The sequence below is a fragment of the Streptomyces sp. NPDC005181 genome (assembly GCF_040608395.1).
Classification (GTDB): domain Bacteria; phylum Actinomycetota; class Actinomycetes; order Streptomycetales; family Streptomycetaceae; genus Streptomyces.
The window spans coordinates 80,202-105,683 of sequence record NZ_JBEXID010000019.1; the positions used below are offsets into that span (position 1 = coordinate 80,202).

General features: G+C 72.0%; 20 protein-coding genes, 1 tRNA gene, 1 pseudogene and 1 riboswitch. Of the genes and pseudogenes, 11 read left to right on the forward strand and 11 right to left on the reverse strand.

Annotated elements, in window-relative coordinates; translation table 11 throughout:
* The first annotated feature begins 5 nt into the window (after positions 1-5).
* Positions 6-1,121, forward strand: coding sequence for a cobalt-precorrin-5B (C(1))-methyltransferase (locus tag ABZV38_RS15495; protein WP_356327313.1), 1,116 nt, complete (start codon positions 6-8; stop codon positions 1,119-1,121).
* 19 nt (positions 1,122-1,140) lie between these two features.
* Here ABZV38_RS15495 and cobM read toward each other — a convergent pair whose 3' ends face one another.
* From cobM to ABZV38_RS15510, 3 genes are all read right to left on the reverse strand, one after another.
* Positions 1,141-1,890, reverse strand: a complete 750-nt coding sequence (cobM, locus tag ABZV38_RS15500; RefSeq protein ID WP_356327314.1) for a precorrin-4 C(11)-methyltransferase — start codon at positions 1,888-1,890, stop codon at positions 1,141-1,143.
* Complete coding sequence (cbiE, locus tag ABZV38_RS15505) at positions 1,887-3,179, reverse strand: precorrin-6y C5,15-methyltransferase (decarboxylating) subunit CbiE (RefSeq protein WP_356327315.1); 1,293 nt, start codon at positions 3,177-3,179, stop codon at positions 1,887-1,889. The genes cobM and cbiE overlap by 4 nt, the downstream gene beginning before the upstream one ends.
* 182 nt (positions 3,180-3,361) lie before the next feature.
* On the reverse strand, positions 3,362-3,769 hold the full coding sequence (locus tag ABZV38_RS15510; RefSeq protein ID WP_356327316.1) for an SSI family serine proteinase inhibitor: 408 nt from the start codon (positions 3,767-3,769) through the stop codon (positions 3,362-3,364).
* A gap of 257 nt (positions 3,770-4,026) precedes the next feature.
* Between ABZV38_RS15510 and ABZV38_RS15515 the strand changes: the two genes are divergently transcribed.
* Together ABZV38_RS15515 and ABZV38_RS15520 are read left to right on the forward strand one after the other, a co-directional pair.
* Entirely contained in the window at positions 4,027-4,626 is a 600-nt protein-coding gene (locus ABZV38_RS15515) for a DUF5994 family protein (RefSeq protein WP_356327317.1), read from the forward strand.
* 4 nt (positions 4,627-4,630) lie between these two features.
* Entirely contained in the window at positions 4,631-5,134 is a 504-nt protein-coding gene (locus ABZV38_RS15520) for a DUF5994 family protein (protein WP_356327318.1), read from the forward strand.
* A 129-nt stretch (positions 5,135-5,263) separates the two neighbouring features.
* Here ABZV38_RS15520 and ABZV38_RS15525 read toward each other — a convergent pair whose 3' ends face one another.
* Positions 5,264-5,452 (reverse strand): hypothetical protein, encoded by a 189-nt coding sequence (locus ABZV38_RS15525; RefSeq protein WP_356327319.1) that lies wholly within the window; start codon positions 5,450-5,452, stop codon positions 5,264-5,266.
* A 111-nt stretch (positions 5,453-5,563) separates the two neighbouring features.
* Positions 5,564-6,949, reverse strand: coding sequence for an FAD-binding oxidoreductase (locus ABZV38_RS15530; RefSeq protein ID WP_356327320.1), 1,386 nt, complete (start codon positions 6,947-6,949; stop codon positions 5,564-5,566).
* A 148-nt stretch (positions 6,950-7,097) separates the two neighbouring features.
* Between ABZV38_RS15530 and ABZV38_RS15535 the strand changes: the two genes are divergently transcribed.
* Positions 7,098-8,261, forward strand: coding sequence for a sulfite oxidase (locus ABZV38_RS15535; RefSeq protein WP_356327321.1), 1,164 nt, complete (start codon positions 7,098-7,100; stop codon positions 8,259-8,261).
* 49 nt (positions 8,262-8,310) lie between these two features.
* On the opposite strand, the gene ABZV38_RS15540 is transcribed toward ABZV38_RS15535, so the two are convergent.
* Positions 8,311-8,727 (reverse strand): SHOCT domain-containing protein, encoded by a 417-nt coding sequence (locus tag ABZV38_RS15540; protein ID WP_356327322.1) that lies wholly within the window; start codon positions 8,725-8,727, stop codon positions 8,311-8,313.
* 161 nt (positions 8,728-8,888) lie between these two features.
* Between ABZV38_RS15540 and ABZV38_RS15545 the strand changes: the two genes are divergently transcribed.
* The 6 genes and pseudogenes from ABZV38_RS15545 (at position 8,889) to ABZV38_RS15570 (ending at position 14,676) form a co-directional block, all read left to right on the forward strand.
* Positions 8,889-9,110: a hypothetical protein gene (locus tag ABZV38_RS15545; RefSeq protein WP_356327323.1), complete on the forward strand. Its 222-nt coding sequence runs from the start codon at positions 8,889-8,891 to the stop codon at positions 9,108-9,110.
* A gap of 61 nt (positions 9,111-9,171) precedes the next feature.
* A complete protein-coding gene (locus ABZV38_RS15550; RefSeq protein WP_356327324.1) occupies positions 9,172-10,368 on the forward strand; it encodes an SPFH domain-containing protein in 1,197 nt (398 codons plus the stop codon).
* 106 nt (positions 10,369-10,474) lie between these two features.
* Positions 10,475-10,548: transfer RNA gene (locus tag ABZV38_RS15555), tRNA-Met, on the forward strand.
* Between the two features lie 358 nt (positions 10,549-10,906).
* Positions 10,907-12,001, forward strand: a complete 1,095-nt coding sequence (locus tag ABZV38_RS15560) for a PP2C family protein-serine/threonine phosphatase (RefSeq protein WP_356327340.1) — start codon at positions 10,907-10,909, stop codon at positions 11,999-12,001.
* Between the two features lie 248 nt (positions 12,002-12,249).
* Positions 12,250-12,402: riboswitch (cyclic di-AMP (ydaO/yuaA leader) on the forward strand.
* An 11-nt stretch (positions 12,403-12,413) separates the two neighbouring features.
* The gene (locus tag ABZV38_RS15565; RefSeq protein WP_356327325.1) at positions 12,414-13,532 is read left to right on the forward strand and encodes a M23 family metallopeptidase; all 1,119 of its coding nucleotides are present in this window, start codon (positions 12,414-12,416) and stop codon (positions 13,530-13,532) included.
* A gap of 199 nt (positions 13,533-13,731) precedes the next feature.
* Positions 13,732-14,676: pseudogene (locus ABZV38_RS15570) on the forward strand (aldo/keto reductase).
* Positions 14,677-14,680: 4 nt separating this feature from the next.
* Here ABZV38_RS15570 and ABZV38_RS15575 read toward each other — a convergent pair.
* The 4 genes from ABZV38_RS15575 to ABZV38_RS15590 form a co-directional block, all read right to left on the reverse strand.
* Complete coding sequence (locus ABZV38_RS15575; protein ID WP_356327326.1) at positions 14,681-16,276, reverse strand: PrsW family intramembrane metalloprotease; 1,596 nt, start codon at positions 16,274-16,276, stop codon at positions 14,681-14,683.
* Positions 16,277-16,366: 90 nt separating this feature from the next.
* Positions 16,367-17,176: a tRNA (guanosine(46)-N7)-methyltransferase TrmB gene (gene trmB, locus ABZV38_RS15580; protein ID WP_356327327.1), complete on the reverse strand. Its 810-nt coding sequence runs from the start codon at positions 17,174-17,176 to the stop codon at positions 16,367-16,369.
* Positions 17,169-18,425, reverse strand: a complete 1,257-nt coding sequence (gene lhgO / locus ABZV38_RS15585) for an L-2-hydroxyglutarate oxidase (protein ID WP_356327328.1) — start codon at positions 18,423-18,425, stop codon at positions 17,169-17,171. The genes trmB and lhgO overlap by 8 nt, the downstream gene beginning before the upstream one ends.
* 159 nt (positions 18,426-18,584) lie before the next feature.
* Entirely contained in the window at positions 18,585-20,180 is a 1,596-nt protein-coding gene (locus ABZV38_RS15590; protein ID WP_356327329.1) for a sporulation protein, read from the reverse strand.
* Between the two features lie 1,141 nt (positions 20,181-21,321).
* Here ABZV38_RS15590 and ABZV38_RS15595 point away from each other — a divergent pair.
* Positions 21,322-23,433 (forward strand): asparagine synthase-related protein, encoded by a 2,112-nt coding sequence (locus tag ABZV38_RS15595; RefSeq protein WP_356327330.1) that lies wholly within the window; start codon positions 21,322-21,324, stop codon positions 23,431-23,433.
* A 52-nt stretch (positions 23,434-23,485) separates the two neighbouring features.
* On the opposite strand, the gene ABZV38_RS15600 is transcribed toward ABZV38_RS15595, so the two are convergent.
* Complete coding sequence (locus ABZV38_RS15600) at positions 23,486-25,474, reverse strand: sigma-70 family RNA polymerase sigma factor (protein WP_356327331.1); 1,989 nt, start codon at positions 25,472-25,474, stop codon at positions 23,486-23,488.
* Between the last annotated feature and the right edge of the window lie 8 nt (positions 25,475-25,482).

Sequence of the window (25,482 nt, forward strand, 5' to 3'; positions counted from 1 at the left end):
CAGACATGAGTGAGGCGAAGGGCGGGCGCAGCGCTCAACTCAAACACACCGGTCTGCGGCCCGGCTGGACGACCGGCGCCTGTGCCACCGCGGCAGCCACCGCCGCGTACACGGCCCTGCTGACCGGCGACTTCCCCGATCCGGTGGCCATCATGCTGCCGAAGGGCCAGGCCCCCGCGTTCGCGCTGGCGGTGGAGGAGCTCGACGGGGAGCGGGCGACCGTGGGCGTGGTCAAGGACGCGGGCGACGATCCGGACGTGACGCACGGCGCGCTGGTACGGGCCACCGTGCGCCGCCTGCCACCCGGTTCGGGTGTGGTGTTCCGGGCCGGTCCGGGGGTGGGCACGGTGACCCGCCCCGGTCTGCCGCTCGACGTCGGTGAGCCCGCGATTAACCCGGTGCCCCGGCAGATGATGCGCGACCACATCGCGCGGGTGGCGGCGGAGCACGGGGCCACGGGCGACGCCGAGATCACCGTCTCGGTCGACCACGGCGAGGAGATCGCCCGCTCGACGTGGAACCCGCGCCTGGGCATCCTGGGCGGTCTGTCGATCCTCGGCACGACCGGAATCGTGGTCCCGTACTCCTGCTCGGCGTGGATCGACTCGATCCGCCGTGGCGTGGACGTGGCCCGGGCGGCAGGGCATACGCATGTGGCCGGGTGCACGGGTTCGACCTCGGAGAAGACCGTCGTCGCCGAGTACGGCCTGCCGGAGATCGCCCTGCTCGACATGGGGGACTTCGCGGGGGCGGTGCTCAAGTACGTCCGCAGGCATCCGGTGGACCGGCTGACGGTCTGCGGCGGGTTCGCGAAGCTGTCGAAGCTTGCGGCGGGCCATCTGGATCTGCACTCGGCCCGCTCGCAGGTCGACAAGGGGTTCCTCGCCGGACTCGCCCGGCAGGGCGGCGCGGACGCGGCCCTGGCCGCCGAAGTGGCGGACGCCAACACGGGCCTGGCCGCCCTTCAGCTGTGCGCGGCGGCCGGGGTCCCGCTGGGTGACCTGGTCGCGGTGGCCGCCCGCGACCAGGCGCTGTCGGTGCTGCGCGGGGCGCCGGTGGCCGTGGACGTCATCTGCATCGACCGCGCGGGCACCGTCGTGGGCCGCAGCGAGCCGCGCTGACGCCGGCCGGGCGACCGGGTCAGCAGACGTGCCGCTCGCGCTCCGCCGAGTACAGGTGGCTGTCGCGGAACTGCTCGGCGCCCAGCGTGCGGCCGACCATGATGACTGCGGTACGGATGACTCCCGCGGCCTTGACCTGGCCGGCGATGTCGCTGAGCGAACCGCGCAGGATCAGCTCGTCCGGGCGGGACACCATGGCCACCACGGCGGCCGGGCAGTCGGCCCCGTAGTGCGGCAGCAGCTCCTCGACCACCCGGTCCACGTACCGGGCGGCCAGGTGCAGCACGATCAGCGCACCGCTGCGCCCGAGCGTCGCCAGGTCCTCGCCGTCCGGCATGGCGGTGGCGCGGTGGGCGATCCGGGTGAGGATGACGGTCTGGCCGACGGTCGGCACGGTCAGCTCCCGCTTCAGCGCTGCGGCGGCCGCCGCGAACGCCGGTACGCCGGGCACCACTTCGTACGGCACGCCCGCCGCGTCGAGCCGCCGCATCTGCTCGGCGACCGCGCTGAAGACGGACGGGTCGCCGGAGTGCAGCCGGGCCACGTCGTGCCCGTCCTCGTGGGCGCGTACCAGCTCGACGGTGATCTCGTCGAGGTTGAGCTGCGCGGTGTCCACCAGACGGGCGTCCGCCGGGCACTCGGCGAGCAGTTCGCGGGGGACCAGGCTGCCCGCGTACAGACAGACCTGACAAGCGGCGAGTGTCCGCGCACCGCGCACCGTGATCAGGTCGGCGGCGCCGGGCCCGGCGCCGATGAAGTACACGGTCATCTGTTGTTCTCTCCTGATGAGGACGGTGAGGGCGGTATCCGGGGGGTGCCGACGGGCTTGCACACGGACCACTGGGTGACCGGCATGGCCTGCCGCCAGCCGGTGAACCCGCCGACCGGCACGGCGTGCGCCACCGCGAGCCGCACCAGCTCGCCGCCGTGGCGCCGGTACCGCTCGGCGAGCAGCGCCTCGGACTCCAAGGTCACGGTGTTGGCGACCAGCCGTCCGCCGGGCGGCAGCGCGTCCCAGCAGGCGTCGAGCAGCCCCGGCACGGTCAGCCCGCCGCCGATGAACACGGCGTCCGGGACCGGCAGTCCGGCGAGCGCCTCCGGGGCCCGGCCGGTGACCACACGCAGCGCGGGGACGCCGAGCCGGTCCGCGTTACGGGTGATGCGTTCGGCCCGCACCGGATCGCGTTCGACGGTGACGGCACGGCAGGAGGGGTGCGTACGCATCCACTCGACGGCGATCGACCCGGAACCGCCGCCGATGTCCCAGAGCAACTCGCCGGGGGCCGGGGCCAGTGCCCCGAGAGTGGCTGCGCGCACGTGTCGCTTGGTGAGTTGCCCGTCATGTTCGTACGCGAGGTCCGGGAGTCCGGGTACGGCCCCGAGCCGCAGCGCGTCCGGGGCGCGGCGGCACTCGACCGCGATGACGTTCAGCGGGTCGCCCGGCGGATGCGGCCAGCCGTCGGCCGTGCCGGTGACGACCGCCTCGGCCTCGCCGCCGAGCCGCTCCAGCACCCGCATGCGGCTGGGCCCGAAGCCGTGCGCGCACAGCAGCGCGGCCACGTCACCGGGGGTGCCCGCGCCCGCGCTCAGCACCAGCAGCCGCCGGCCGTCGTGCAGGGCGGCGGCCAGCCGGGCCGGCGGGCGGCCGACGAGGGTGACGACCTCGGTGTCCTCCAGTGGCCAGCCGAGCCGGGCACAGGCGTAGGAGACGGACGACGGATGCGGCAGGACGCGGAGGTTCCCGGCGCCCAACTCCTCGCAGAGCGCGCGCCCGATGCCGTAGAACATGGGGTCGCCACTGGCCAGCACGGCGACCCGGAGCCCTCGATGTGCGTCGAGCAGACCGGCCACGGCAGGCCGCAGCGGAGAGGGCCACGGCACGCGGCGCCCCGTACAGACCGGCGGCAGCAGGTCCAGCTGCCGCGCACCGCCGATCACCGCCTGCGCGTCGAGCAGCACCGCACGCGAGCTCTCCGGCAGCCCCTCCCACCCGTCGGCGCCGATCCCCACCACGGTCGGCGCAGGGGGCGGGGGTAGTGCGGGCTCTGCGGGGATCACGGCCGGTACCTCGGTGTTCGGGGGCTGACGCAGCCGAAACTCTACTGTTCGCGCTGACCGGCGAGATCGTTCCGGCGGGTGAGCATCGCCATACGTGCGCCGCCGACGCCCTCGGCCGGGGCAGCGGAACGCCCTTGCCCGGCGCGTGGGCCGGGCAAGGGCGTTCGAGGGCGAAGCCCGGGTCAGAATCCGAAGACGGGTCCTGCGGCCGCTTCCATGGCGCAGGCGCTCGGGTAGGTGCGCTGCCAGTTCACCCTGTGACCGTTGTACGTCCCGTGCGCGGTGACCGTGACGGGGTCGTAGATCATCGGGCACAGTTGCGGGTTGCCGGGCAGCCTGTTGAAGTCACCTTCGGCCTTGTCCAGCGCGGCGCACGCCTGCGCCGCCTTCGGGTAGATGCTCTGGGAGGAGGCCGGACACTGGAGGCCGATGCCGCGGATCCAGGTGTTGTCGCTGCCGGAGACGGTCAGGAAGAGGATGGCTCCCCGGGACTCGGCGTGCGCGGGCGGAGACATGAGCACGGGGGCGGCCAGGGCGGCGGCGGTCAGCGAGGCGGCGGCCAGGCGCCGGGCGACGGTAGAGATGATCACGGTGGGGGTAACGAATCGCCGGTCACGAGGACACGAGCGGTGCTCCTTCCAGGTGGGGTGAAGGGAGGCTTCCGGCATGCCGTTCGATCCGTTGGGGGCAGCTCATTTCCGCGAGGCGGCTGCACCCCGCCGGGTGCCCCGCCGGAGTATCCTGGATAAACGAGGAACATTCCGTGCACGAGCTTCCGAGTCCGTGGCGTTCTTGGCGATTCGCAACGCCGGGCCGGTGCACACCGGCCCGGGGCAGGGTTCGTGTCATGACTGCGACCATTCTGTACACGTCCGCGGTCGACGACCGGACCTTCTCTTTGTCCTCGTTGCCACCGCGCCTCTCGCTGGCCCGGGCCGGCACCGCTCCCGCTCTGCTGGACGGCGCGTGGTGGCCGCGTTCCCGCGATCTGACGGCGGAACTTCCCGCGCTGACAGCGGTGCTCGACCCGCTGTGGGGGCGGATCACCCGCGTGACGGTGAACCCCACTGTCTGGCCCGTGATCCCACGGAAGGTGCCCGTCCAAGGGCATGTCGTCCACGTCGGCTGGTTCAAGCCCGAACAGGACCCGAACAAGTTGCTGCTGTTCTCCTACGCCACCGGCCGCTGGGACCTGCTGGTGATCCCGCCGCAGACCGGCCCGGCCACCGCCGCCTGGCTGATGAACGCGGCCGCTGATCCGGCGCGAAGCATCACCGCGAGCGGACTGATGCGGGAGGCCGAGTTGTTCCGGGCCGCGGCCGAGGCCGACTGGGACCTCGTCCGGGAGACGGTCTGGGACTCCGAAGGCGGCCACAGCGCCCGTCCGGGCTACCGTCGCCTGCGAGAAGTCGTCGCCCAGGCGCCGCGCCCGACGCAAGGGATGTGAGGGCATGACGTCCGATGTGCACGCACGTACCCCTGCCGATGACCCGGCGCCGCACCTGCTCCTCGCGGATACGAGCAGTCGGCCGATCGTTCCTGGCGTCGCGGTGCTGCGGATGGAGATGACCCCCAACCGTGAGGGGACCTTCGACGGCGCGTGGTGGCCGCGTACCCGTCACGTGGCGTCCCAACTGCCTGACCTGATCGATGCCTTGACCGCTCGGCTGGGACCCGTCGCGCGGGTCGGCCTGGATGCGAGTGCCTGGGACGACGCGCCGGGCCACCTCGTGATCAAGGGCAGGACCGTCCGTATCGACTGGTCCGCCGTCGACGACAGCACGATGATCGTCACCCGTGGTCATCAGGACCACTTCTCGTTCCTGGTGATCCCCTCGCAGGCCACTGCCGCTGCCGCGCGGGCGGCGATGGCCATGGCCGTGCAGGACGGCAACAGCGCGTCCGCGGAGCAGATCCTCATGGACACGGGCATCGTGCCCGCTTCACCGGACTGACGCGCACATGGAAGCGGCCCCGATGGTCTCGCCACCGGAGCCGACCCTTCCAGGGCGCCACACGTGAGAGTGTGCGTCCTTGCCTCTACGATACTCCGCAAATCGGTCCAAAGCGGATCCGATCCGCGTCTATTCCGTGTTGCCGTGCCACTGCCCCTCGACGCGGAACCACAGGCCCGGTGCGTAGATCGCATGGACGACCGGGGCTTCCCCCTTCGCCACCTGCAGGATCCTCAAGGCGCCGCTGGGGAGCAGGTCGTACTCGTAGACCATCTCGGAGTCGCTCTCCGTGATGTCCGCGTACGAAATGTCGGCCACTCCCCGCTCCGCGTATTCCTTGGGGGACGATTCTCCACCAACTTGACGAAAACACCCATGAGGCTGCCGCGCTCCCCGGACGGCATCCCACGACCGCGGAACCGGAGGCGGTCAGATCCGCCCGGTCGGCGCGATGTTCTGGTTGGCGTGGAAGAAGTTGTCCGGGTCGTAGGCCCGTTTGACGGCCGCGAGCCGGTCGTAGTGGTCGCGGTAGGTCGCCCGGACGCGGTCCTGGGTCTCGCCCGCACCGATGAAGTTGACGTACGTGCCGCCCATCGAGTGCGGATGCAACTCCTCCCAGTAGTCCACGCACCACTGCCGGAGTCTCTCGGCGCTGTCCGGGTCCGGGTCGATGCCCGCGATGACGCCGGACCAGACCGCGTCCCGGTAGGCCCAGGCCGTGTCGTCGGGGCCGAGCCGGTGGGCGGCTCCGTCGACCGGGTACAGGTGCATGGTCGACAGATCGGTGGGGAGGTTCTCGGCGTACTTGCTGTGTACGTCGATGGCGTCGTCCGTGATCCGGTCGAAGAAGTTGCCGCGCCAGTACCACTGCAGGCCGGCCGGGAGCAGTTCGTCGAACATGCTCTGCAGTGCGGGGTACGGCATCGGTGCGGTGAAGTGGAAGGCCGGCGGACCCGGTTCGTTCACCACCTCAAGGGTCTCTTCGAGGAGCTCGGGGTCGCCGGTCCAGCACCAGACGACGCCGCATATCTTCTGACCGTGCAGCTCCTCCGGGAACGGCGGACCGGGCGGCACGCTGAGCGCCGCGAAGAAGCCGTTCAGGTCCTCGGGTGCCTGCGGCAGGAAGTCCCGGTACCACTGAAGGACTTCGCGGGTCCGGTCGACCGGCCACACGGTGATCGCGACCCCCACGGTGTCCACCGGGTGCAGCCGGAAGGTGAACGAGGTGACGATGCCGAAGTTCCCGCCGCCGCCGCGCAGCGCCCAGAACAGGTCGGCGTTCTCGGTCTCGTTCGCGGGGACGAAGCTGCCGTCGGCCAGCACGACATCCGCCGCAAGGAGGTTGTCCACCGTCAGGCCGTACCTGCGGGTGAGATGGCCGTGGCCGCCGCCGAGGGTGAGGCCGCCGACGCCCGTGGTGGACTGGATCCCGGCCGGGGTGGCCAGCCCGAAGCCGTGGGCGGCGTGGTCGAGGTCGGCGAGCCTGCTGCCGCCGCCGACGCGGGCGGTCCGGGCGCTCGGATCGATGTCCGCCCAGCGCATGGGCGACAGGTCGAGGGTGACACCGTCGTCCACCACGCACAGTCCGGCGCCGCTGTGCCCGCCGCCCCGGACAGCGAGTTCGAGCCCTTCGGTACGGACGAAGTCGACCGCGGCCATGACGTCCGCCGCGTCCACGCACCGCACCAGGGCAGCCGGACGCCGGTCGATCATGGCGTTGTAGACCGTGCGGGCCTCGCGGTACTCCGGATCCTGCGGGCCGATGACCGGGCCGCGCAGCGCGGTCCGCATCGCTTCGAGAGTGGTGCCGTCCATAGCCGTCTCCTTGCCGGGGCGCGGACCGCTGACCTCTCCACGCTGCCGTCGGGCGGGGGGCCGTGCAATCGCCCGGGGCCGCGCAAAGAGCGACATGCGGTGCCGGGGAGCGGTGGGCGGCGGGCAGCGGCGGGCGCACCATGAAGCCATGGATGGACGCCCAGGGCCTTTTGCCGGCGACATCAGCCCATCGGGGCGCCTCGCCGGGCCCGGCGAGGGCATCAGCCCGGAGGAACTCGCGCTCGCGGCCCGCAACCACGGTCTGCCGCTGGAGGCGCTGCGTTACGACCTCACTCCGCCCGGACTGCACTACGTACTGGTTCATTACGACATCCCGTACGTCCCCGACGCCTCCGTCGCGCGCTCCCACGGCTGGCAGCTCACCGTGCACGGCCGGGTCCGCAGACCGCTGGCGCTGGACGTGGCGGCTCTGCGGTCGTTCCCGGCCGTCACCCTCCGCGTCACGATGGAGTGTGCGGGCAACGGCCGGGCCCTGCTCGCCCCGCGCCCGGTCAGCCAGCCGTGGCTGGTCGAGGCGGTCGGTACGGCGGAGTGGACCGGGGTGCCGCTGCGGCTGCTGCTCGCCGAGGCCGGGGTCGAGCCGGACGCCGTCGAGGTCGTGTTCAGCGGGGCCGACCACGGGGTCGAGCGGGGCGTCGAGCAGGACTACCGGCGGAGCCTGCCGCTGGACGTGGCCACCGGCGACGACACGGACGTGCTGGTGGCGTACCGGATGAACGGCGGGCCGCTGCCACCGCAGCACGGCCATCCGCTACGGCTGGTGGTGCCCGGCTGGTACGGCATGGCTCATGTGAAGTGGCTGCGCGAGATCCGGCTCACCGACACCCCGTTCACCGGATTCCAGCAGGCGACGGCCTACCGCTACCACCAGGAGCCCGGTGATCCGGGCGAGCCCGTCACCCGGATCGCCCCACGGGCGCTGATGATCCCGCCCGGCTGCCCGGACTTCATGTCCAGGATCCGTTTCGTCCGCCCCGGCCGCGTGCTGCTGGAAGGCAGGGCCTGGTCGGGGCGGCCGCCGGTCACACGGGTCGAGGTGACCACGGACGACTGCCGCTCCTGGTACGACGCCGAACTCACCGCGCCGGACGGGGAGGGGGTGCACCTCTGGGCCTGGCAGCGGTGGCAGTTGTTCTGGACGGCCACGCCCGGCAGTCATGTCCTCGCCGCCCGCGCCACCGATGCGGCGGGCCGGGTCCAGCCCCTCACCCAGCCGTGGAACCGCGGCGGCTTCGGCAACAACCGCGTCCAGCGGATCCCGGTCCACTGCAGGCCGGGACGGCTGGGATGAGGAGTACGCCCGGGAGGAGGGAGGAGGGAGGAGGGACGAGGCACGGGTCTCAGATGAGGAGCTTCGTCTTCGCCTGCCGGAACTCCTCATCCGTGATCGCGCCCCGGTCCTTGAGGTCCGCGAGTTTCGCCAGTTCGTCGACGCTTCCGCCGCTCTTCGGTGTGCCGCCGCCCTTCTCGCCGGTGCCCGCGGCCTCGCGCACGTACGCCTTGAAGGCGGCTTCCCTGTCCTGGGCCTCCTTGAGGTCGCGCTTCCCCATGGTTTTGCCGCGCGCGATCACATAGATCAGGACGCCGAGGTACGGCAGCACCAGGGCCAGGATCAGCCAGCCCGCCTTGGCCCAGCCTCCGAGGTCGTCGCTGCGGAAGATGTCCACGATGACCTTGAAGAGGAGGAACAGCCACATGATCCAGAGGAAGAACCAGAGCATGGTCCAGAACAGATTGAGCAGGGGGTAGTCGTCCACGTTCGGCTCCCTGGTCGTCGCTGTGACACAGCGTCGAATGTCTGAATTCTGAATCAGTCATACCATCACATATCGACGTCCGCTCATCGCCGTCCGGGGCCGTTCCCCGAGGGGTGGTGCGGAGTACCTTGGAAACATGAGGGAGGCGTGGGCGAGGGCGTATGAGAGCCGCAGATGAGTCCGGCCTGAGCCCGGTCGGGGCGATCGGGCGCGTTATCGTGCCGATCCCGGAGGGTGGCCCGGGCGAAGTGCTGGTGGCCGTACGGGGTGGGTCGGAGGCCTACACCGCATGGTCGGCGACGTCGATCGACAGGGACGAACGTGTCGTTGTCGTCGACTCGGTCTCGGCACGCAGCGTGATGGTCGAGCGCCTGCCGTCCTGACCAGGGAACCGGAGGCGGGACCCGACGCCGAGAGGAAATGACGTACGGCAGGAGTTCGCTCATGTTGTTCTGGCACGTTCCCGCCCCCAACGAGGCGATGCTCATCTCCGGATCGAAGCGGCAGACTCAGGACACCCAGTTCCGGATCGTCACCGGCCACGGCAGTTTCGTCGTACCCGTGAAGCAGAAGGCGCGCATGCTCTCCCTGGCGCTGCGCGAGGCGGAGATCACCGAGGACTGCGTCACCCAGCAGGGCATCCGCCTCAACGTCCGCGCGGTCGCCGTCTTCAAGGTCGGTGACGACACCGTCTCCATCGCCAACGCCGCACGCCGCTTCCTGTCCGAGCAGGACCAGATGGAGGAGCTCGCCGGCCGGATCTTCGCCGGTCACCTGCGTTCCATCGTCGGCGGGCTGACCGTCGAGCAGATCATCCGGGAACGGAACCGGGTCTCCCAGGAGGTCATCGCGGGCAGTCACGGCGAGATGGAGAAACTCGGCATCGTCGTGGACGCCCTCCAGATCCAGGAGATCGACGACGCCACCGGCTACATCAACAACCTCGCCGCCCCGCACGCGGCCGCTGTCGCCAGCCAGGCCCGGATCGCCCAGGCCAGGGCCGACCAGGAAGCGGCCGAGCGCGAGCAGCAGGCCGCGGCGCTCAAGGCCGAGTACGAACGGGACACCGCGATCAAAAGGGCCGGTTTCCTCGCCGAGACCGAGCAGTACAACGCTCGCGCCGCCCAGGCCGGACCGCTCGCCCAGGCCAGGGCGTCGCAGGAGGTCATCGAGGAGCAGACCGCTCTGGCCGAGCGGCAGGCCGCGCTGGCCGCACAGCGGCTGGAGGCGGAGGTCAGGCGTCCGGCGGACGCCGAGGCGTACCGGCAGCGCACGCTCGCCGAGGCCGACCGCGACCGGGCGAAGTTCCAGGCCGACGGCAGCGCGTACGCCGAACGGACGCTGGCCCAGGCACAGGCCGACGCCAACACCGCGCGCGCCGCCTCGCTCCGGGACGGCAACCAGGAGCTGATCGCGGCCAACCGCATCGTGGAGAACCTGCCGGCGCTGGCCGACGCGGCGGCCCGCGGGATGAAGGGGGCCAGCCTCACCGTGCTCAACGGCACCGACGGGGTCAACGAGATGGCGGCGGGCGTGGTCGGCCAGGGGCTGGCCATCCTCCACTCGCTCCAGCGCAGCGCGAGCGCGGGAAAACCGGCGGTCAACGCAGAACAGGCGCAGCGCATCACTGACTCGAACTGACCCGGCGGGGCCGGGGCGGGGAAAGACGCCGGGACCGTTCGGTCGGGCGGCGGATTCCTTCTTGGTCAGCAGTCAGTTCCTGATGGCGTAGAGTTGTGTTTACCGACGCGGGGTGGAGCAGCTCGGTAGCTCGCTGGGCTCATAACCCAGAGGTCGCAGGTTCAAATCCTGTCCCCGCTACTGAAGAATCAGGCCCGGCATGCAGAAAGCGTGCCGGGCCTGATTCGTGTTTTCCGTCGTCCCTTTGGCCGATGAGCAGTCGCCGCGCGACGCCGCTCCGGCAAACCTGGGAGGCGGGGCGCACGTCCTCAGCCGTGCGCGTGCAGGTCAGGACAGAGCCGTGCGCGTGCAGGTCAGGACAGAGCCGTGCGTGTACGGGGCAGGAGACCACAGGGCGCACCTGCCCAGGACAGCACAGGGCGCGCCGGGCAGGAGACCACAGGTGGGGATGGCGGAGAAACTGCGCGGGGGGCGGCTCAGGGGGCGGGACGTGGTCCGCGGCTGGGCCTGGTGGTTCGTCCGTGCGCTGCCGTTCCTGATGATCGTCGGCGGGCTGGTGTTCGACTACCTCAGCCCACCGCCCTTCACCGCAGTGCCGATGTTCGTGGCCGCTCCGCTGATCGCCGCACCGTTCTTCTCGCTGTTCAGCACCGTCCGGATCGGCATCGCCGCGGTTCTCTCGATCCTCGCGCTGCGGTTGTCCGGCAGCACGCTGCCGGCGGTCGTGCCGTCCATCGAACTCGTCACCGTGATCACGGTCGCTGTCCTCGCCGTCGTCATCAACCGGGTCGTACAGCGCGGCAACGAGCAGCTGGCTTCGGCGCGGGTCATCGCGGAGACCGCCATGCGGGCCGTGCTGCCGATCCCGGCCGAGCGGGTCGGGGGACTCCATGTCGCCGCGCGGTATGAGGCGGCCCAGGCGGACGAATTCGTCGGCGGTGACCTGTTCGCCGTGGCGGAGAGCCCGTACGGGGTGCGGCTCGTGGTCGGGGACGTGCGGGGCAAGGGGCTCGAAGCGGTCGCGACGGTGGCGGTGGTCATCGGCGCGTTCCGGGAGGCCGCCGAGCAGGAGGATTCGCTGGAGGGCGTGGCGCAGCGGCTGGAGCGGGCGCTGACGCGGGAGAGGCCGCGGCAGGGTGGGATCGATCCGGTCGAGGGGTTCGTCACCGCCGTGCTCGCCGAGATCCCGCCCGGTGCGGCCGAGGTGCGGATCGTCAACCGAGGCCACCCCGAGCCGCTGCTGCTCCACCTCGACGGCCAACTGGACGTGTTGGCGCCGACGGTGCCCGCGCTGCCGCTCGGCATGGACCTGGGGGCGTGGACGGACCGGGCCGACGTATGGGAGCTGGCCGCCGGGACGACGCTGCTCGCCTACACGGACGGACTCACCGAGGCGCGCGACACCCAAGGAGATTTCTACGATCCGGCGGCCCGGCTGCGCGGGCGGATCTTCCCCGCGCCCGAGGCGCTGCTGTCCGCGCTGGCCGACGACGTACGGCTGCACACCGGCGGCAGGTCCACCGACGACATGGCGCTGCTCGCGGTCGCACGTCCCGCGCAGGGGCAGCCGGAGCGGCGCAGGACTGTGAAGATCGTGGGCCGGGACGCGAGTGAGGAAGAGCTGAGCCGGTGAAGGGGCTCCACACGGGCGATGCCACCGTGCGTAACCGAAAGGCCCCGCTCCGCATAACATTTGACGCAACGTCAGAAACCGGGTAGTGGCTGAGGAGCGGTCAACTCGCCCTTTCCGCCCGATTGTGTCCCGTAAAGTCCAGGCCAAGGCCATGAACGATCAGTGGGAACGGCTTGGAATCGGACCCGTCTGTCTATTAACGTTCGATAACGCAGCGCGGTTGTCCCAGCCGTCGTCAGTGGCGGCACCGTGCGCGAGCGCCGAATTCCGCAAGGGAACCGGGGAACCACCTACATGGGGTGAATCGGACACCTGTGTCTCGCGAGAGGCAGAGGGATCCGTAGGAGACCTTCCTGCTCCGAACCCGTCAGCTAACCCGGTAGGCGAGAAGGAAGGAAAGGAGTGCGCCCCCGTGGCGTCCAACAAGCCTGCCCCCGAAGCCCCCTCCCGGTTCGGTTCCGCCTTCACGACCGAGTACGGAACCGAGCAGCGAACCGATTTCGGCGCCGAATTCACCACTGAGTTCGCGGCCGACGGTTCCGGTGAGACCGACCGGGCGTGGGAGGAATGGAATCCCACCGAGGAGTCCGTCCGCCCCGTACGCGGCAGGCACCGCGTCGTCAAGCAGCGCAACGGGCTCGCCCGCAGCTCCACGGTGCTCGGAGTCGGCGTCATCGCGGCCGTAGGTGCGGGCGGCATGGCCACCGCGCAGAGCAAGCCGCCGGTCTCCATCTCCCTTCCCGACTCACTCGCGGACAACCTCCCCGACGCCAAGTCCCTTCCCGGCGTGGGCGCCCTGTTCTCCGACGAGTCCGCCACCGACCAGGCGAAGTCCGCGGTCTCCGCCGCCCCGCTCACCAGCGCCGGCATCACCACCGCCGAGGCCGAGCAGGGCACCACCGACGCAGGCGAGGCGCTGCGCGCCCGCATCCTCCAGCAGGCCGAGCAGCAGCAGAACGCCGCCGACGCGGAGGCCAAGGCCGCCGAGGAGAAGGCCGCCGCGGAGAAGGCTGCCGCCGAGGCCAAGGCGAAGCAGGACGCCGCCGAGACCAAGGCCGCCGCCGCGAAGAAGAAGGCGGAGGAAGAGGCGAAGGCGAAGGCCGAGGCCGCACGGCTCGCCAAGCTCGCCGCCTCCTACGCCATCCCCACCTCCTCGTACACGATCACCTCGACCTTCGGCGAAGCCGGTTCGATGTGGTCCTCCGGCTACCACACCGGCCTCGACTTCGCGGCGCCGACCGGCACGCCGATCAAGGCCGTCCACACCGGCACCATCAAGTCGGCGGGATGGTCCGGTTCGTACGGCTACCGCACGGTCCTGGAGCTCGAGGACGGTACGGAGCTGTGGTTCTGCCACCAGTCGTCGATCGACGTCAGCGTCGGCCAGAAGGTCACCACCGGTGACACCATCGGCCGCGTCGGAGCCACCGGCAATGTGACCGGACCCCACCTCCACCTGGAGGTCCACACCCCGGACGGCTCGGGCATCGACCCGATGACCTGGCTGCGCGACAAGGGCCTCACCGTCTGAGTCCGCGCCGGTTCCCCGGCCCCTGAACCCCGGCAGTCCTGACGCTCACCCCCCGACGTCAGGGCTGCCGGTCTGCTGTCACCCGGTCCTTGCGATGCCGGTGCGGATGCCCGTGCAGAGGCCCCGGTGGATGCCCGTGCGGGGCCCTCCAGGTGCCCCCTGGACGGAATAGCGGGCGCGGCGGGTTCCGTTGATCCATTTGATTTCTCTCCGTAAGCTCGGCTCTTCCGACCTCCAGGTCTTCCCGCTCGCCCTCGGTGGCAATGCCTTCGGCTGGACCGCCGACGAGGCGCAGTCGTTCGCGGTACTCGATGCGTACGCCGCGGCGGGCGGCAACTTCCTCGACACCGCAGACGCGTACTCCGCCTGGGTCCCTGGCAACTAGGGCGGCGAGTCGGAGACGGTCATCGGCAAGTGGCTCGCCGCACGCTCCCGCCGTTCCGACATCCTCGTCGCCACCAAGGTGGGCTCCCACCCCGCGTACAAGGGGCTCTCCGCCACCACCATCAAGGCCGCGGCAGAGGAGTCGCTGCGTCGGCTGGGCACCGACCACATCGACCTCTACTACACGCACTTCGACGACGAGACCGTCCCGGTCGAGGAGATCATCACCGCCCTCGACCAGCTGGTGAAGGAGGGCAAGGTGCGCGAGATCGCCGCCTCCAACATCAGTCCGGAGCGGCTCCAGGCGTCCCTGGACTTCTCCGAGCGCGAGGGGCTCGCCCGTTACGTCGCCCTGCAGCCGCACTACAACCTCGTCTCCCGCGACACCTACGAGGGCGAACTCCAGGAGGTGGCCGCCCGCGCCGGGCTCGCCGCGGTCCCGTACTTCGCCCTCGCCTCGGGCTTCCTCACCGGCAAGTACCGTCCGGGCACGTCGGTGGAGAGCGCGCGGGCCGAGAAGGCCGGCCAGTATCTGGCGTCGGAGCGCGGACAGAAGGTCCTGGCCGCACTCGACAAGGTCGCCCAGGAGCGCGGCGCCGAGATCGCGACCGTCGCCCTGGCCTGGCTCGCCGCCCGTCCGACCGTCGCCGCGCCGATCGCCTCGGCCCGTACGGTCGAGCAGGTGCCCGCCCTGGTGGCCGTGGCCGACCTTCAGCTGACCGAGCAGGAACTGGCGGAGCTCACCGAGGCCTCCGCCTGAGCCCTCACCAGGAGCGCGGGGGTGGGCCGCTGCCGTACGGCGGCTGGGCATACGGCTGCTGGGCGTGGGGCGGCAGATACGGGTTCGGGCGGTAGCCGCCGTACTGCGGGTGCGGGGCCGGCCTCGCGGGTATGCAGCGGGGGCGCAGGCGGCCCGTTGCCTGCGCCGCGTACGTCAGTGCGGGGCCGGCCACTTCCCTGCGCTGCCAGAGGTGGTGCAGCAGCTCCAGCTCGCGCGCCACGAAGTCCGGGTCCGCGGCCCCGCGGCGGGCCCGGTGGCGCAGCAACGCCAGCGACGTCGCGAACGACTCGTACTCGGCGACCGCACGGGCCGCCGCTCTGCCGCGCGCCTTGGCCTGAGCCTTGGCATGGCTGCGGACCTGCGCCACGACCCGGCTGTTCCCGTACACCGGGGAGTGGGGTGGTGGGGGGCCGGGTGCGGGGTAGCCGTAGCCGGGGTTCGTGACTCCGTACGGGGTGCCGTACGGACGCGCGCTTCCGTACACACGCGCGTGCTGGTGGCGCGCCACGTCCCGGGCCATGCCGCGGGCCCGCATCGAGGAGAGCGCGAGCGGCTCGGCCGGGGTCAGCCAGCCGGCTGCCGCGTAGGCGGGCAGCTCGGTCTCCAGGGTGCGCAGCTCCCGCTGGCGTGACCAGATCACCAGCCAGGTGAGCAGCCCGAAGACCGGGACCATGAACACCCCGTACACGGCATAGAAGCCGAACGGGCCGAACGCCCCCGAGCCGTTCCACAGGGCGTGCATGCCCATCGCGAGGACCAGCCCGAGCAGCGGCAGCAGGATCCGGCGGATGCGGTGGCGCCGTGCGCTGAGCGCCGCGAATCCGAAACCCAGGCCGGTCAGCACGGTGAAGAGGGGATGCGCGAACGGCGTCATCACGACGCGTACGAAGAACGTCGCGGCGGTCACCGACGCGAAGCCCGAGGTGCCGATCTGCTGGTCCTCGCCGAAGGCGTTGCCCAGGTAGAGGATGTTCTCGGTGAAGGCGAAGCCCGTCGCGGTGAAGCCCGCGATGACGACGCCGTCGACGATGCCGCTGAAGTGGCGCCCTCGGAAGAGAAAGATCAGCAGGACGGCCGCGGCCTTCGCACTCTCCTCGACCACCGGTGCTATCACCGTGGCGCCGAGAGTGTCCGCGCTCGCCGGGTCGGCGGTGGCCGTCGCGATCCAGTGGGTCGCGAACGAATTCGCGATGATCGCGACCAGGGCGGCGGCGCACGCACCCCAGGCGAACGAGAACAGCAGATTCCGCCAGGACCACGGCTCGACCCGGTCCAGCCAGCGGAATGCCGCCATCAGCAGTGGTACGGGCAGCACGGCGAGGCCCAGACCGACGAGGAACCCCTCCGTACCCGTCTGATCGCGGACCAGGGCGAGGATCACCAGCCCGCAGAGCGCCAGCACGGTGAAGACCGCGCCGACGCGGAACGTCTTGCTCCGCCAGACCATGCCGACCCGGCGCGGCCGGTAGCGCCACTGGTCCCGCTCCGGCACGGCCGCCAGGATCTCGCCGACCCGCTGCTCCTGGAGAAGCGGGACGGCCGGCTGCGACTGTTGCTGCTGCACAGGCCCGTCGGACACCCATTGACCCTAACGAGAGGGACTGACAACTGACCATGGGGCGGCGGGGGATGTGTACCGACCTGTCAGGAAAATCAGCAGCTCAGCAGCTCAGCGGCGGGCGAACAGCAGGTCGTGCACGACATGGCCCTTGTCCAGGCCCTGTCCCTCGAACCGGGTCAGCGGACGGAACGCGGGCCGCGGTGCGTAGCCGCCGTCGGCCTGGGTGTTCTCGAAGTGGGGGTGGGCGGTCAGCACCTCCAGCATCTGCTCGGCGTACGGCTCCCAGTCGGTCGCACAGTGCAGCACGGCCCCCGGCTTCAGCCGCTGCGCCACCAGGTCGAGGAACTCCGGCTGGATCAGCCGCCGCTTGTGGTGGCGCTTCTTGGGCCACGGGTCGGGGAAGTACACCCGCAGCCCGTCGAGCGAGTCCGGCGGCAGCATCTCGCGCAGCAGGATGATCGCGTCACCGTTGGCCACCCGGATGTTGGACAGTCCGTTCCGGTCCGCGAGACCGAGCAGGTTGCCCTGGCCCGGGGTGTGCACGTCGACGGCGAGTATGCCGGTGCCCGGATCGCCGGCCGCCATCTGCGCGGTGGCCTCACCCATCCCGAAGCCGATCTCCAGCACGACCGGGAGCCCCTCGAACAGCTCCGGCAGGTCGAGGACCGCCAGCCCGTCGATGTCCAGGCCCCACTTCGGCCAGAGCCGCTGCAGGGCGTCCTCCTGGCCGGGTGTGACACGGCTGCGGCGCGGCTGGAAGCTGCGGATCCGGCGCTCGTGGTGCGAACCGGCCGGATCGGCGGCGGGCCCGCCGGGGAAGCGCGGCTCCTGACGCAGCCTGCGCTGCCGCTCGAAGGCGGCGGCACGCAGATCGTGGGCCTCGTCGGTCTCGGGGGCGGGGTTCAAGGACTCAGACACAATGCCCTGATTCTACGGCGGGCGGCTTCCACCCCGTCCCCCGTGCCCGGAGCAGCGCCCTGCGTGCCACCTCCCGCCCGATGGGCAGCGAGGCCGTCGCGGCGGGCGACGGAGCGTTCAGCACGTGCACGGTGTGCGGGGCCTCGCGGATCAGGAAGTCGTCCACCAGCGTGCCGTCGCGCAGCACCGCCTGGGCCCTGACACCGGCTGCGGCGGGACGCAGATCGTCCTCGGTGACCTCGGGCAGCAGCCGCCGCACCGCCGCCGTGAACGCGCGCTTCGACAGCGAACGGTGCACCTCTCCCGCCCCGTACCGCCAGTGCCTGCGCGCGATCCGCCAGGAGCCCGGCCAGGTCAGCGTGTCCACGAGCTCATTCGGGCGTACGACCGGCCAGCCGTACCCCTCGCGGGCCAGCGCCGGCACTGCGTTCGGCCCGACGTGGACGCTGCCGTCGTGGCCCCGGGTGAGATGCACCCCGAGGAACGGGAACGCGGGATCGGGCACCGGGTAGACCAGCCCGCGCACCAGCTCCGGTCTGGCCAGCTCGTAGTACTCCCCGCGGAAGGGCACGATCCGCATGCCCGGGTCGTCGCCCGCCAGGCGCGCCACCCGGTCGCACTGCAGTCCCGCGCAGTTGACCATGACCCGGGCCCGCACGACGCGTCCGTCCGCCGTCCGCACCGCCACACCCCACGGGCGGCGGTCGATCGCCGTGACCTCCGCGCCGAACCGGATCAGCCCGCCCGCGCCGCGCACCTCGGCCGCGAACCGCTCGGTGACCGCCTTGAAGTCGCACACCCCGGTCGTCCCGACCCGGATCGCCGCGAGCCCGCGCACCTGTGGCTCGTACTCCGCGATCTGCGCGGGTCCCAGCTCCCGCACCGGCAGCCCGTGCTTCCGGCCGCGCTGCACCAGTGCGTGCAGCCGGGGCAGCTCGGACCGCTCGGTCGCGACGATCAGTTTGCCGGTCACCGCATGCGGAATGCCATGCTCCGCACAGAAGTCGACCATCTCCGAGGCGCCGCGCACCGCGTAGCGGGCCTTCAGCGAGCCGGGGCGGTAGTAGATACCGCTGTGAATCACTCCGCTGTTGCGCCCCGTCTGATGGCGCGCCGGGCCCCACTCCTTCTCCAGCAGCGTCACTCGCGTGCCCGGAGCAGTCCGCGTGATCGCATACGCCGTCGACAGGCCGACGATCCCGCCGCCGATCACCAGCACATCGCAGTCGTACGCCGCGTGCGTCATCATCACGCCACCTCCCACCCCGATAGTGCACTGACCCACTGACAACGCACTCAAACCAGCGGGGGCCAGCGTGGCGCCGAGATTTCGGCAGGCGGCCGCCTGCGCGTCGCCCGGAGGACTCCGCGCAGGCATCCGAGGGGCGGGCGGCGCCCGGGGAGGCCGCTACGCGGGGGCCACCAGCAGCGGTCGCGCCCGCTCCCGCAGCTCGGCGACGCGCGGCTCGTCCCCGTACGGTTCGAGGCGGTGCAGCAGGTCCCGTACGTACTCGGTCGTCCGCGCCGACGAGATGCGGCCCGCCACCTCCACCGCCCGGGTGCCCGCCGCGCACGCCGCGTCCAGGTTGCCCGACTCCAGCTCGGCGACCGCCGAGACCACCAGTCGCAGCCCGTGCGAGCGGACGAACTCCTCGGTCGGCCGGGACAGCGCCTGTTCGGTGAAGCGCCGCACCTGCCGGGGCGCCTTCAGATCGCGGTAACACTCCGCCGCGTCGGCGGCGAACCTGTCGTACGAGTAGAACCCCAGCCACGACGGGTCCGCGTCGCCGTCCCGGGAACGCTCCAGCCAGCTCTCGGCGGCCTTGAGCGCCGCCCCTGCGGCCGGTGCGTCGCTCGCCTTCGCATGGGCCCGCGCCTCGACAAGACGGAAGAAACTCATGGTGCGGGCGGTGGCGAGCCCGCGGTTGCGTTCGACAGCGGCCTGCGCGAGGTCGACCCCCTCGTCGGCGAAGCCGCGATAGGTCGCCTGCAGCGACATCGAGGCGAGGACATAGCCGCCGAGCGGTACGTCGGCAGCAGCCCGGGCCAGCCGCAGCGCCTGGACGTAGTACCGCTGCGCGGCCTCCTGCTGACCCGTGTCGAACGCCATCCACCCGGCGAGTCTGGTCAGTTCGGCGGCGGCGCCGAACAATGCCCGGCCCACCTCGTCGCTGTAGGAACCGAGGAGCAGCGGCGCCGCGTCCACCCGTAAGCACTCCGGGACCATGGAGGAGCGCCAGTCGCCGCCGCCGTACTTGGAGTCCCAGCGGCGCGCGTCCTGGGCCGCCTCGCGCAGCTTGGTCACGTCGCTGTGGCCGACTCGCAGCGGCGAGATGTCGTTCATGGAGTCGGGCCCCGGCTGAACGGGAACGGCAGGAGCACCCGGCGAACCCGGCGCGCCCTCCGTGGCCGGAACGCCCGGTGCCGCGCCCGCTGATGCGCCCCGTTGCGCGCCCGGCGCACTCTGAGCGCTCTGCGCAGTCGGCGCACTCTGCGTGCCGAGGATCGCCGCCTCCGCGGCCGACGAGTCGCGTGCCACCGACGGGTCGGCGGGGGATATCAGCCAGCGGGACGCGGGTGTCGCGTACGCACTGACCGAGAACGAGCCCGCCAGCGACTGCCAGATCCCGCCGCCGCCCGCCCGTCGTCCGGCCAGATCCAGCCGGTACAACTCGGTCGCCGAACGCACGGCCTCACCGACATCGCGCGGGAAGGAGAGACCTACCTCCGGCGCCGGATCGGCGTCCGCGAGCCCGATCTCGTGCAGCGGGACCGGCCGGCCGAGTTTGGCGCCGATCGCCGCGGCGATGAGATGGGGCGCGGCGCCCTGCGGCACCATGCCCTTGGAGACCCATCTCGCCACGGAGGTCTTGTCGTAGCGAAGTATCAGGCCGCGCTGCGCCCCGAGGTCGTTGACCCGCCGGGCGAGCCCGGCGTTGCTGATTCCCGCGAGGGCGAGAACGGTTCCGAGCTTCTCGTTCGGTCCGCGTTGCTCCCTGGACATGCGCCACCCCTCGACACACAGACGGCCGCCGCGTCACCCGTCGAGGCGCGCGGCATTCGTACCGTGTCCTCCCCAGGGACGGACCCCGGCACTCCGGCCGCACAGGCATGTGGCCGAGCCCCGAGGAATATGCCTCCTGCCGAGAACCTCAGTGAACCCAGCGTAGTTCGCCGCATCCCTACCGTTAAGGGGCAGACGTCCGTATGGCGGGATTGTTGTCCGTGCGGGCGGTCGGCGACGGACGGTGGAGGGAGCGCGACGGGACCCAGGGGAGACGGGAGGGTGCGAGGAGCGGGAGGGGAGCGTGATGCGAACGGACGGCGGACGCGAGGCGGACGGGGAGCGAGCCCGCCACGGCGGTCCGGTCGCCCTGTCGGACCTGCCCGAATGCCGCTCCGGACCCCGCGGGGCGAGCTCCCCTCGTGCTCCTGCCGTGTGGCCGTGCGCCCGGCCGTGCGCTGTTGTCCGGCCTTCGAGGGAGCGCTTCCATGGGTGCTGCGTGGGTCGGCCCACTGCACTGGACTCAGTGGGCTGGGGGACACTGCCGCCTCATTCCCCGCAGGCGGCGGACCGGTCCGGGAGGCGAACCGCGCCTCCCGGACTGTGCGTGGAGCCGAGGGGGAGCCGAGGGGGAGCCGGCGGGGAGCCGGTGGCGGAACAGGTACAGGAGCCAGTGCGGAGTCGGTACGGATCCGATCCGACAGCCTCGCGCCAAACCGGAACATAACGGTGTATTACGTGTGACGTTCTTCGCGCCCAGCGGTCGATGTGCCCTCCGAGAATGGCCGAATGGCGTCGGTCGGTCGGGGTTGGGCCGAACGATTCGCGGATACCTGACGGGCTGTTGACGGGCGGACCGGAGGGTGGCCGGATTTCAGCCGGTACGGTCCGGGTGCGGCGGGGAACGCAACACGCGGAACCTCTGCCTCCATTGCGCCGCGGCCCGGCCCGTCGAGGTCGGGCGCCCGCCACTTGCCCTCCGGCCTTTGCCAGGGGCGCATGCGCTTCCGACGTGCGCCCTCCGTAGCCACTCCTGCGCGCCGTTGTCGTGGCAGCATGTTCGCAACGGCGCTGCATGTTCCCGCAGTTCTCCCGACATGTTCCGGGCGCGCCGTTTTGTCCACAGCCTGTGGAGGCGGCGATGCGTTGGTTGGTGGGGTGGAGCAGTATCGCCGCGAGTTTCGGCACGGTCGGGGCGGCCGGCGCGGATGACGAGGGGCGCACGGTGCACCCGGTGGGCTCCCAGCTCCTGTGGGGCGACCCGGATCCGCTCTGGGCGGTCGGCGACTGGCGGCCCGACGAGATCCGGATCAGCACCCTGGAGACCGCCGAGGGCGCACCCACCGCGCGCCTGGCCGTCCTCGGCTGCTGCGGCGCCACCGACGAACAGCTCCGGCTCGGCCTCCTCGCCGCCCGCGGCGGCGCGCTGCGCCATCTCACCGCCTGGGCGGGCAGTTACACGGCCCTCGTCCAGATAGGCCGACGGGTCACTGTCGTCGGGGACCTCGCCGGAGCCCGCCCGGTCTTCTACACGCCCTGGGCCGGCGGCACGGCGTACGCGACCGCCGCACTCCCGCTCGCCGACCTGATCGAGGCGCAGCTGGACATCGGCCACCTGGCCGCGCTGCTCGCCTGCCCCGAGACACCCGAGGCGCTGCGCGACGGCACTCCGTACGTGGGCGTGAAGCGCATCCCGCCGGGACACGCGCTCATCCTCCGCGAGGGCTCGCGCGAGATCACCGGATACGAGCCGGTGGCCTCCCTCGCCGTCGCGGCGCCCCAACTCGACCCGGTGAGCGCGGTGGACGGGGTGCGCGACGCGCTGGTCGAGGCGGTACGCGCCAGGCTCACGGCCCCGCGCCACGCCCCCGAATCCCTGCCGCCCGACCCCGGCCCGGTCCCCGGCATGGGCCCCGCCGAACGCCGCGCCGCCCGTGGCGCACCCGTCCCCGGCATCGGCGCCGACCTCTCCGGAGGCAGCGCCTCCGCCACCCTCGCCCTGCTCGCCGCCGGGCTGCCGGGCCTGCCCGGCACGCTCCTCGGCCATGGCACGGGAGCGGGCGAGCGGCTGCTCGCCGTCACCTTCAACGACCTCACCACCCGCGACCACGAGGACGAACTCGAACGCGCCGCGGTCATCGCCGCCAACCCACGTCTGCACCATGTCGTCGTCGCCGCCGGCGAGGAGGCCCTGCCCTACGCCGACCTGGGCAGCGGTCCGCTCACCGACGAACCGGGTGCCTCCCTCGTCGTGGCCGAACGCCACCGGCGCCGGCTCGTCGCGGGCAGCGCCGACCACTTCGTCGGCGACGGCGCCCGGCAGGTCCTCGACGCCCACCCGGCCCGCCTCGCCGACCTTCTGATGGACCGCCGCCGACGCCACCTCCTGCGCCCGGTCGCCGCCTTGGCCAGAGCCGAACGGCTGTCCGCGCACTCGTTGTTCGTCCCGCTGACCGTCTACCGCGCCGCCCGCCGCCTGGCCCGGACGTCGTACCGCACCGGTCTCGAAGCGGCGGCCGACCGGCTCCCCGACGCCAACCGTCACACCCCCGGACTCGACACCCCCGCCGACGCCTCGCTCGCCGCGCTCACCTGGTCGCGGCCCGGTCCGGCCGCACGCTGGCTGACGGGGGAGGCGCTCGCCGAAGTATCGGTTCGTCTGCAGGAGGCGGCGATCCGCCCCACCTCCGTGCAGCGTCCCGGCGAGGCGCGCGCCCGCGCCGCGCTCGCCCGGTACGCCGCCGACCACCGGATCCTGGAGCAGGCCGCCGAGATCCGCAGCCAGCGGCTGCACGCCCCGTTCCTCGACAATCAGGTGGTACGCGCCGCCCGCGCCCTGCCCGAATCGCTTCGGGTCCAGCCCGGCGCCCGCGCCGCGATCCTGCGCCGGGTCCTCGCGGGTGCGGGCATCCATGAACTGCCCGCGGGCTGGGGCACCCCCTCCCAGGCCACCTCGACCGCGGTCAACCGCACCGGCCTGCGCACCGCGCTCCCCGACCTGATCGCCCTTTTCGACGCTCCGCTGCTCGCCGACGCAGGCCTGATCGAGGCCCGGGTCGTACGGAAGGCACTGCGCGCGGCCTCCGAGGGCGAACCGCTGCCCCTGGACGGCCTCGCCGACCTGGCAGCCACGGAACTCTGGCTCCGCCGCCTCGTCTCGCGCCGCGGCACCTGCTGGACGGGAACGGCGGCGCCCCGACAGCGCGCGGTGGCGGGCGGAGTGGCTCCGGCGCGACGCACGTTGCAACGCTGACGGCCGGCCGCCGGCGCTGTCACCTGCTGCCCGGCCGCGGACCGGCCGCGGCTCAGCCGCAGCTGATTCTCGACTCCGCCCAGTCGGCCAGCGCCACCCCGCCGAACGGCGTGTGCGGCTCGACGACGAGCCGGATCCGCTGCTGCCCCGCGATACCCAGGCCGACCGGCACGGGCAGATGGTTGCCGTTCATCACAGGGGACTGCCACAGCTGTGCCCCGTCACCGTTGAACACGGAGAAGCGCACCGAGCCGCGCCCCATCGTCAGATCGTCGACTCCGACCATTGCCTCGTAGCGGGTGCACGGCCGGTTCAGCTCGATGGTGACCGAGGAACTGCCGTGCACGGTCACCCCGTGCGCATACTGCGTACCGTCGATGGACATACCGGAGCGCCGCCAGATCCAGCTGCTCTCACCCAACGCCACCTCGGGCTCGGTGTGGTCGCCGAGGACGGAGTAGTGCAACTCGCTGACCTGGTAGACGGTCGGCGGCGCGGGCGGCGGCGGAGCAGGCGTGTCCGTCGGGGACGGCTCGGGCTTCGGCGGTGCGGGGACCGGCGGCTTCGGCTTGGGCGTGGGCTTCGGCGTAGGTGTGGGGGCAGGCGCAGGCGTCGAAGGCTTCGGGGGCGGGGTCTGCGCGGGGGCGGGCGGCGCGGCCGCGCTCGGCGACTCGGGCGGCGGTGTCGGCTTCGGTGGTGGGGGCGACGGCACCGCGGGCGCCACGACCGGCGGCCTGGCCACGGGCTTGGCCTCCGGCTTCGGCGACTCGTCACCGAGCAGCGCCCACACCAGACCGGCCGTGGCCGCGACGGCCACGGCCGCCGCGATCCCGGCCTTCACCGGCGCGCCCAGGCCTTCCGAAGCTGCCACGCCACCGGCCGAGCCGCCGGACGAACTCCCGCCCGTCGCTGCCGCGGCGGCACCCGCCGCGCCGGCTGCGCCGCCCGCCACGATCCCGGCGGCCTTGAGCCCGTATCCGGCGGCGAACCAGCCGATGACCGCGACCGGAAGCAGCGCCGGAATCCCGGCGTTGACATGCGTGAGTTCGCCCGCGGCGACCCGGCACTTCGCGCACTCGTCCAGATGCTTGCGCAGCCCGCGCTCGGCCCGCATCCGCAGCCCGCCCCGGGCATACGCGCCGAGCCGGTCCGCATAACGCGCACAGTCACCGCCGGAGGTGAGCGACCGGCTCACATGAGCCTGCAGATACGCCTGTTTCAGCCCCTCACGGGCCCGGCTGGCCAGTACCGCCGTGGCGTTGGCGGTCAGCCCGAACAGCGGCGCGATCTCGCTCGGCGACTCCTCCTCGACGGTGGTGTGCCACAGCACCGCCTGCCAGCGCTCGGGCAGACTGCGGAACGCCTGCATGGCCATCGACTGCTCGGCCTCGTGCATCGCCATGACGTCGGCGCCGAGATCCAGCGTGTCCGCGTCCGACACCTCGGAGGAGCCGGTCGCCTGCGCGGCGAACACCGCGAAGTCATCGACCAATTGCTCCCGCTTCGCCGTCTTTGTCCAGGCGGCGGCGACATGCCGGACGGCTGTCATCAGGTACGCCCGCACGGCTTCCTCGGGCCCGCTGCCGCCCCGTACTGCCTGCAGGGTGCGGGCGAAGACCTCGGCCGTCAGGTCGTCGGCGGTGTGGGCGTCCCGGCAGCAGCTCCGCGCGTAGCGACGCACGCTGCCCGAGTGGCGCCGGAACAGCTCCTCGTACGCGAGATCGTCGCCGTCCCGCATCCGCAGGATCAACTGGGCGTCGGAGAGTGCGAGGCCGGCGGCGCCGGAACCGCTGCCGCCTGCTCGCTGCATCGGTACGGCGGCTTCGGCTCCGATCCCGCCGTCCGGCCCCACCGGACTGCTGCCGCCGGGTGAGGGCGGCCAGGGGCCGGGCAGTACATTGCCGCCTTCGGCGTCGTCGCCCGGACGCCCGGGGCCGGCCTGACTCGGCACCTGCCGGGCGGGCATCCCGCCGGCCTCCGTGCCGCTTCCCACGGTCGAGATGCCGTCGAGCGGCTCTTCCCGCTGCCCGTCACCGCTCATGGCGGAAG

Excerpts from the sequence above, each read along its gene's own strand:
- ABZV38_RS15495 (WP_356327313.1), top strand. The coding sequence starts at position 6 with ATGAGTGAGGCGAAGGGCGGGCGCAGCGCTCAACTCAAACACACCGGT.
- cobM (WP_356327314.1), bottom strand. The coding sequence starts at position 1,890 with ATGACCGTGTACTTCATCGGCGCCGGGCCCGGCGCCGCCGACCTGATC.
- ABZV38_RS15515 (WP_356327317.1), top strand. The coding sequence starts at position 4,027 with ATGACTGCGACCATTCTGTACACGTCCGCGGTCGACGACCGGACCTTC.
- ABZV38_RS15520 (WP_356327318.1), top strand. The coding sequence starts at position 4,631 with ATGACGTCCGATGTGCACGCACGTACCCCTGCCGATGACCCGGCGCCG.
- ABZV38_RS15530 (WP_356327320.1), bottom strand. The coding sequence starts at position 6,949 with ATGGACGGCACCACTCTCGAAGCGATGCGGACCGCGCTGCGCGGCCCG.
- ABZV38_RS15535 (WP_356327321.1), top strand. The coding sequence starts at position 7,098 with ATGGATGGACGCCCAGGGCCTTTTGCCGGCGACATCAGCCCATCGGGG.
- ABZV38_RS15545 (WP_356327323.1), top strand. The coding sequence starts at position 8,889 with ATGAGAGCCGCAGATGAGTCCGGCCTGAGCCCGGTCGGGGCGATCGGG.
- ABZV38_RS15550 (WP_356327324.1), top strand. The coding sequence starts at position 9,172 with ATGTTGTTCTGGCACGTTCCCGCCCCCAACGAGGCGATGCTCATCTCC.
- ABZV38_RS15560 (WP_356327340.1), top strand. The coding sequence starts at position 10,907 with ATGATCGTCGGCGGGCTGGTGTTCGACTACCTCAGCCCACCGCCCTTC.
- lhgO (WP_356327328.1), bottom strand. The coding sequence starts at position 18,425 with ATGATGACGCACGCGGCGTACGACTGCGATGTGCTGGTGATCGGCGGC.
- ABZV38_RS15590 (WP_356327329.1), bottom strand. The coding sequence starts at position 20,180 with ATGTCCAGGGAGCAACGCGGACCGAACGAGAAGCTCGGAACCGTTCTC.
- ABZV38_RS15595 (WP_356327330.1), top strand. The coding sequence starts at position 21,322 with ATGCGTTGGTTGGTGGGGTGGAGCAGTATCGCCGCGAGTTTCGGCACG.
- ABZV38_RS15600 (WP_356327331.1), bottom strand. The coding sequence starts at position 25,474 with ATGAGCGGTGACGGGCAGCGGGAAGAGCCGCTCGACGGCATCTCGACC.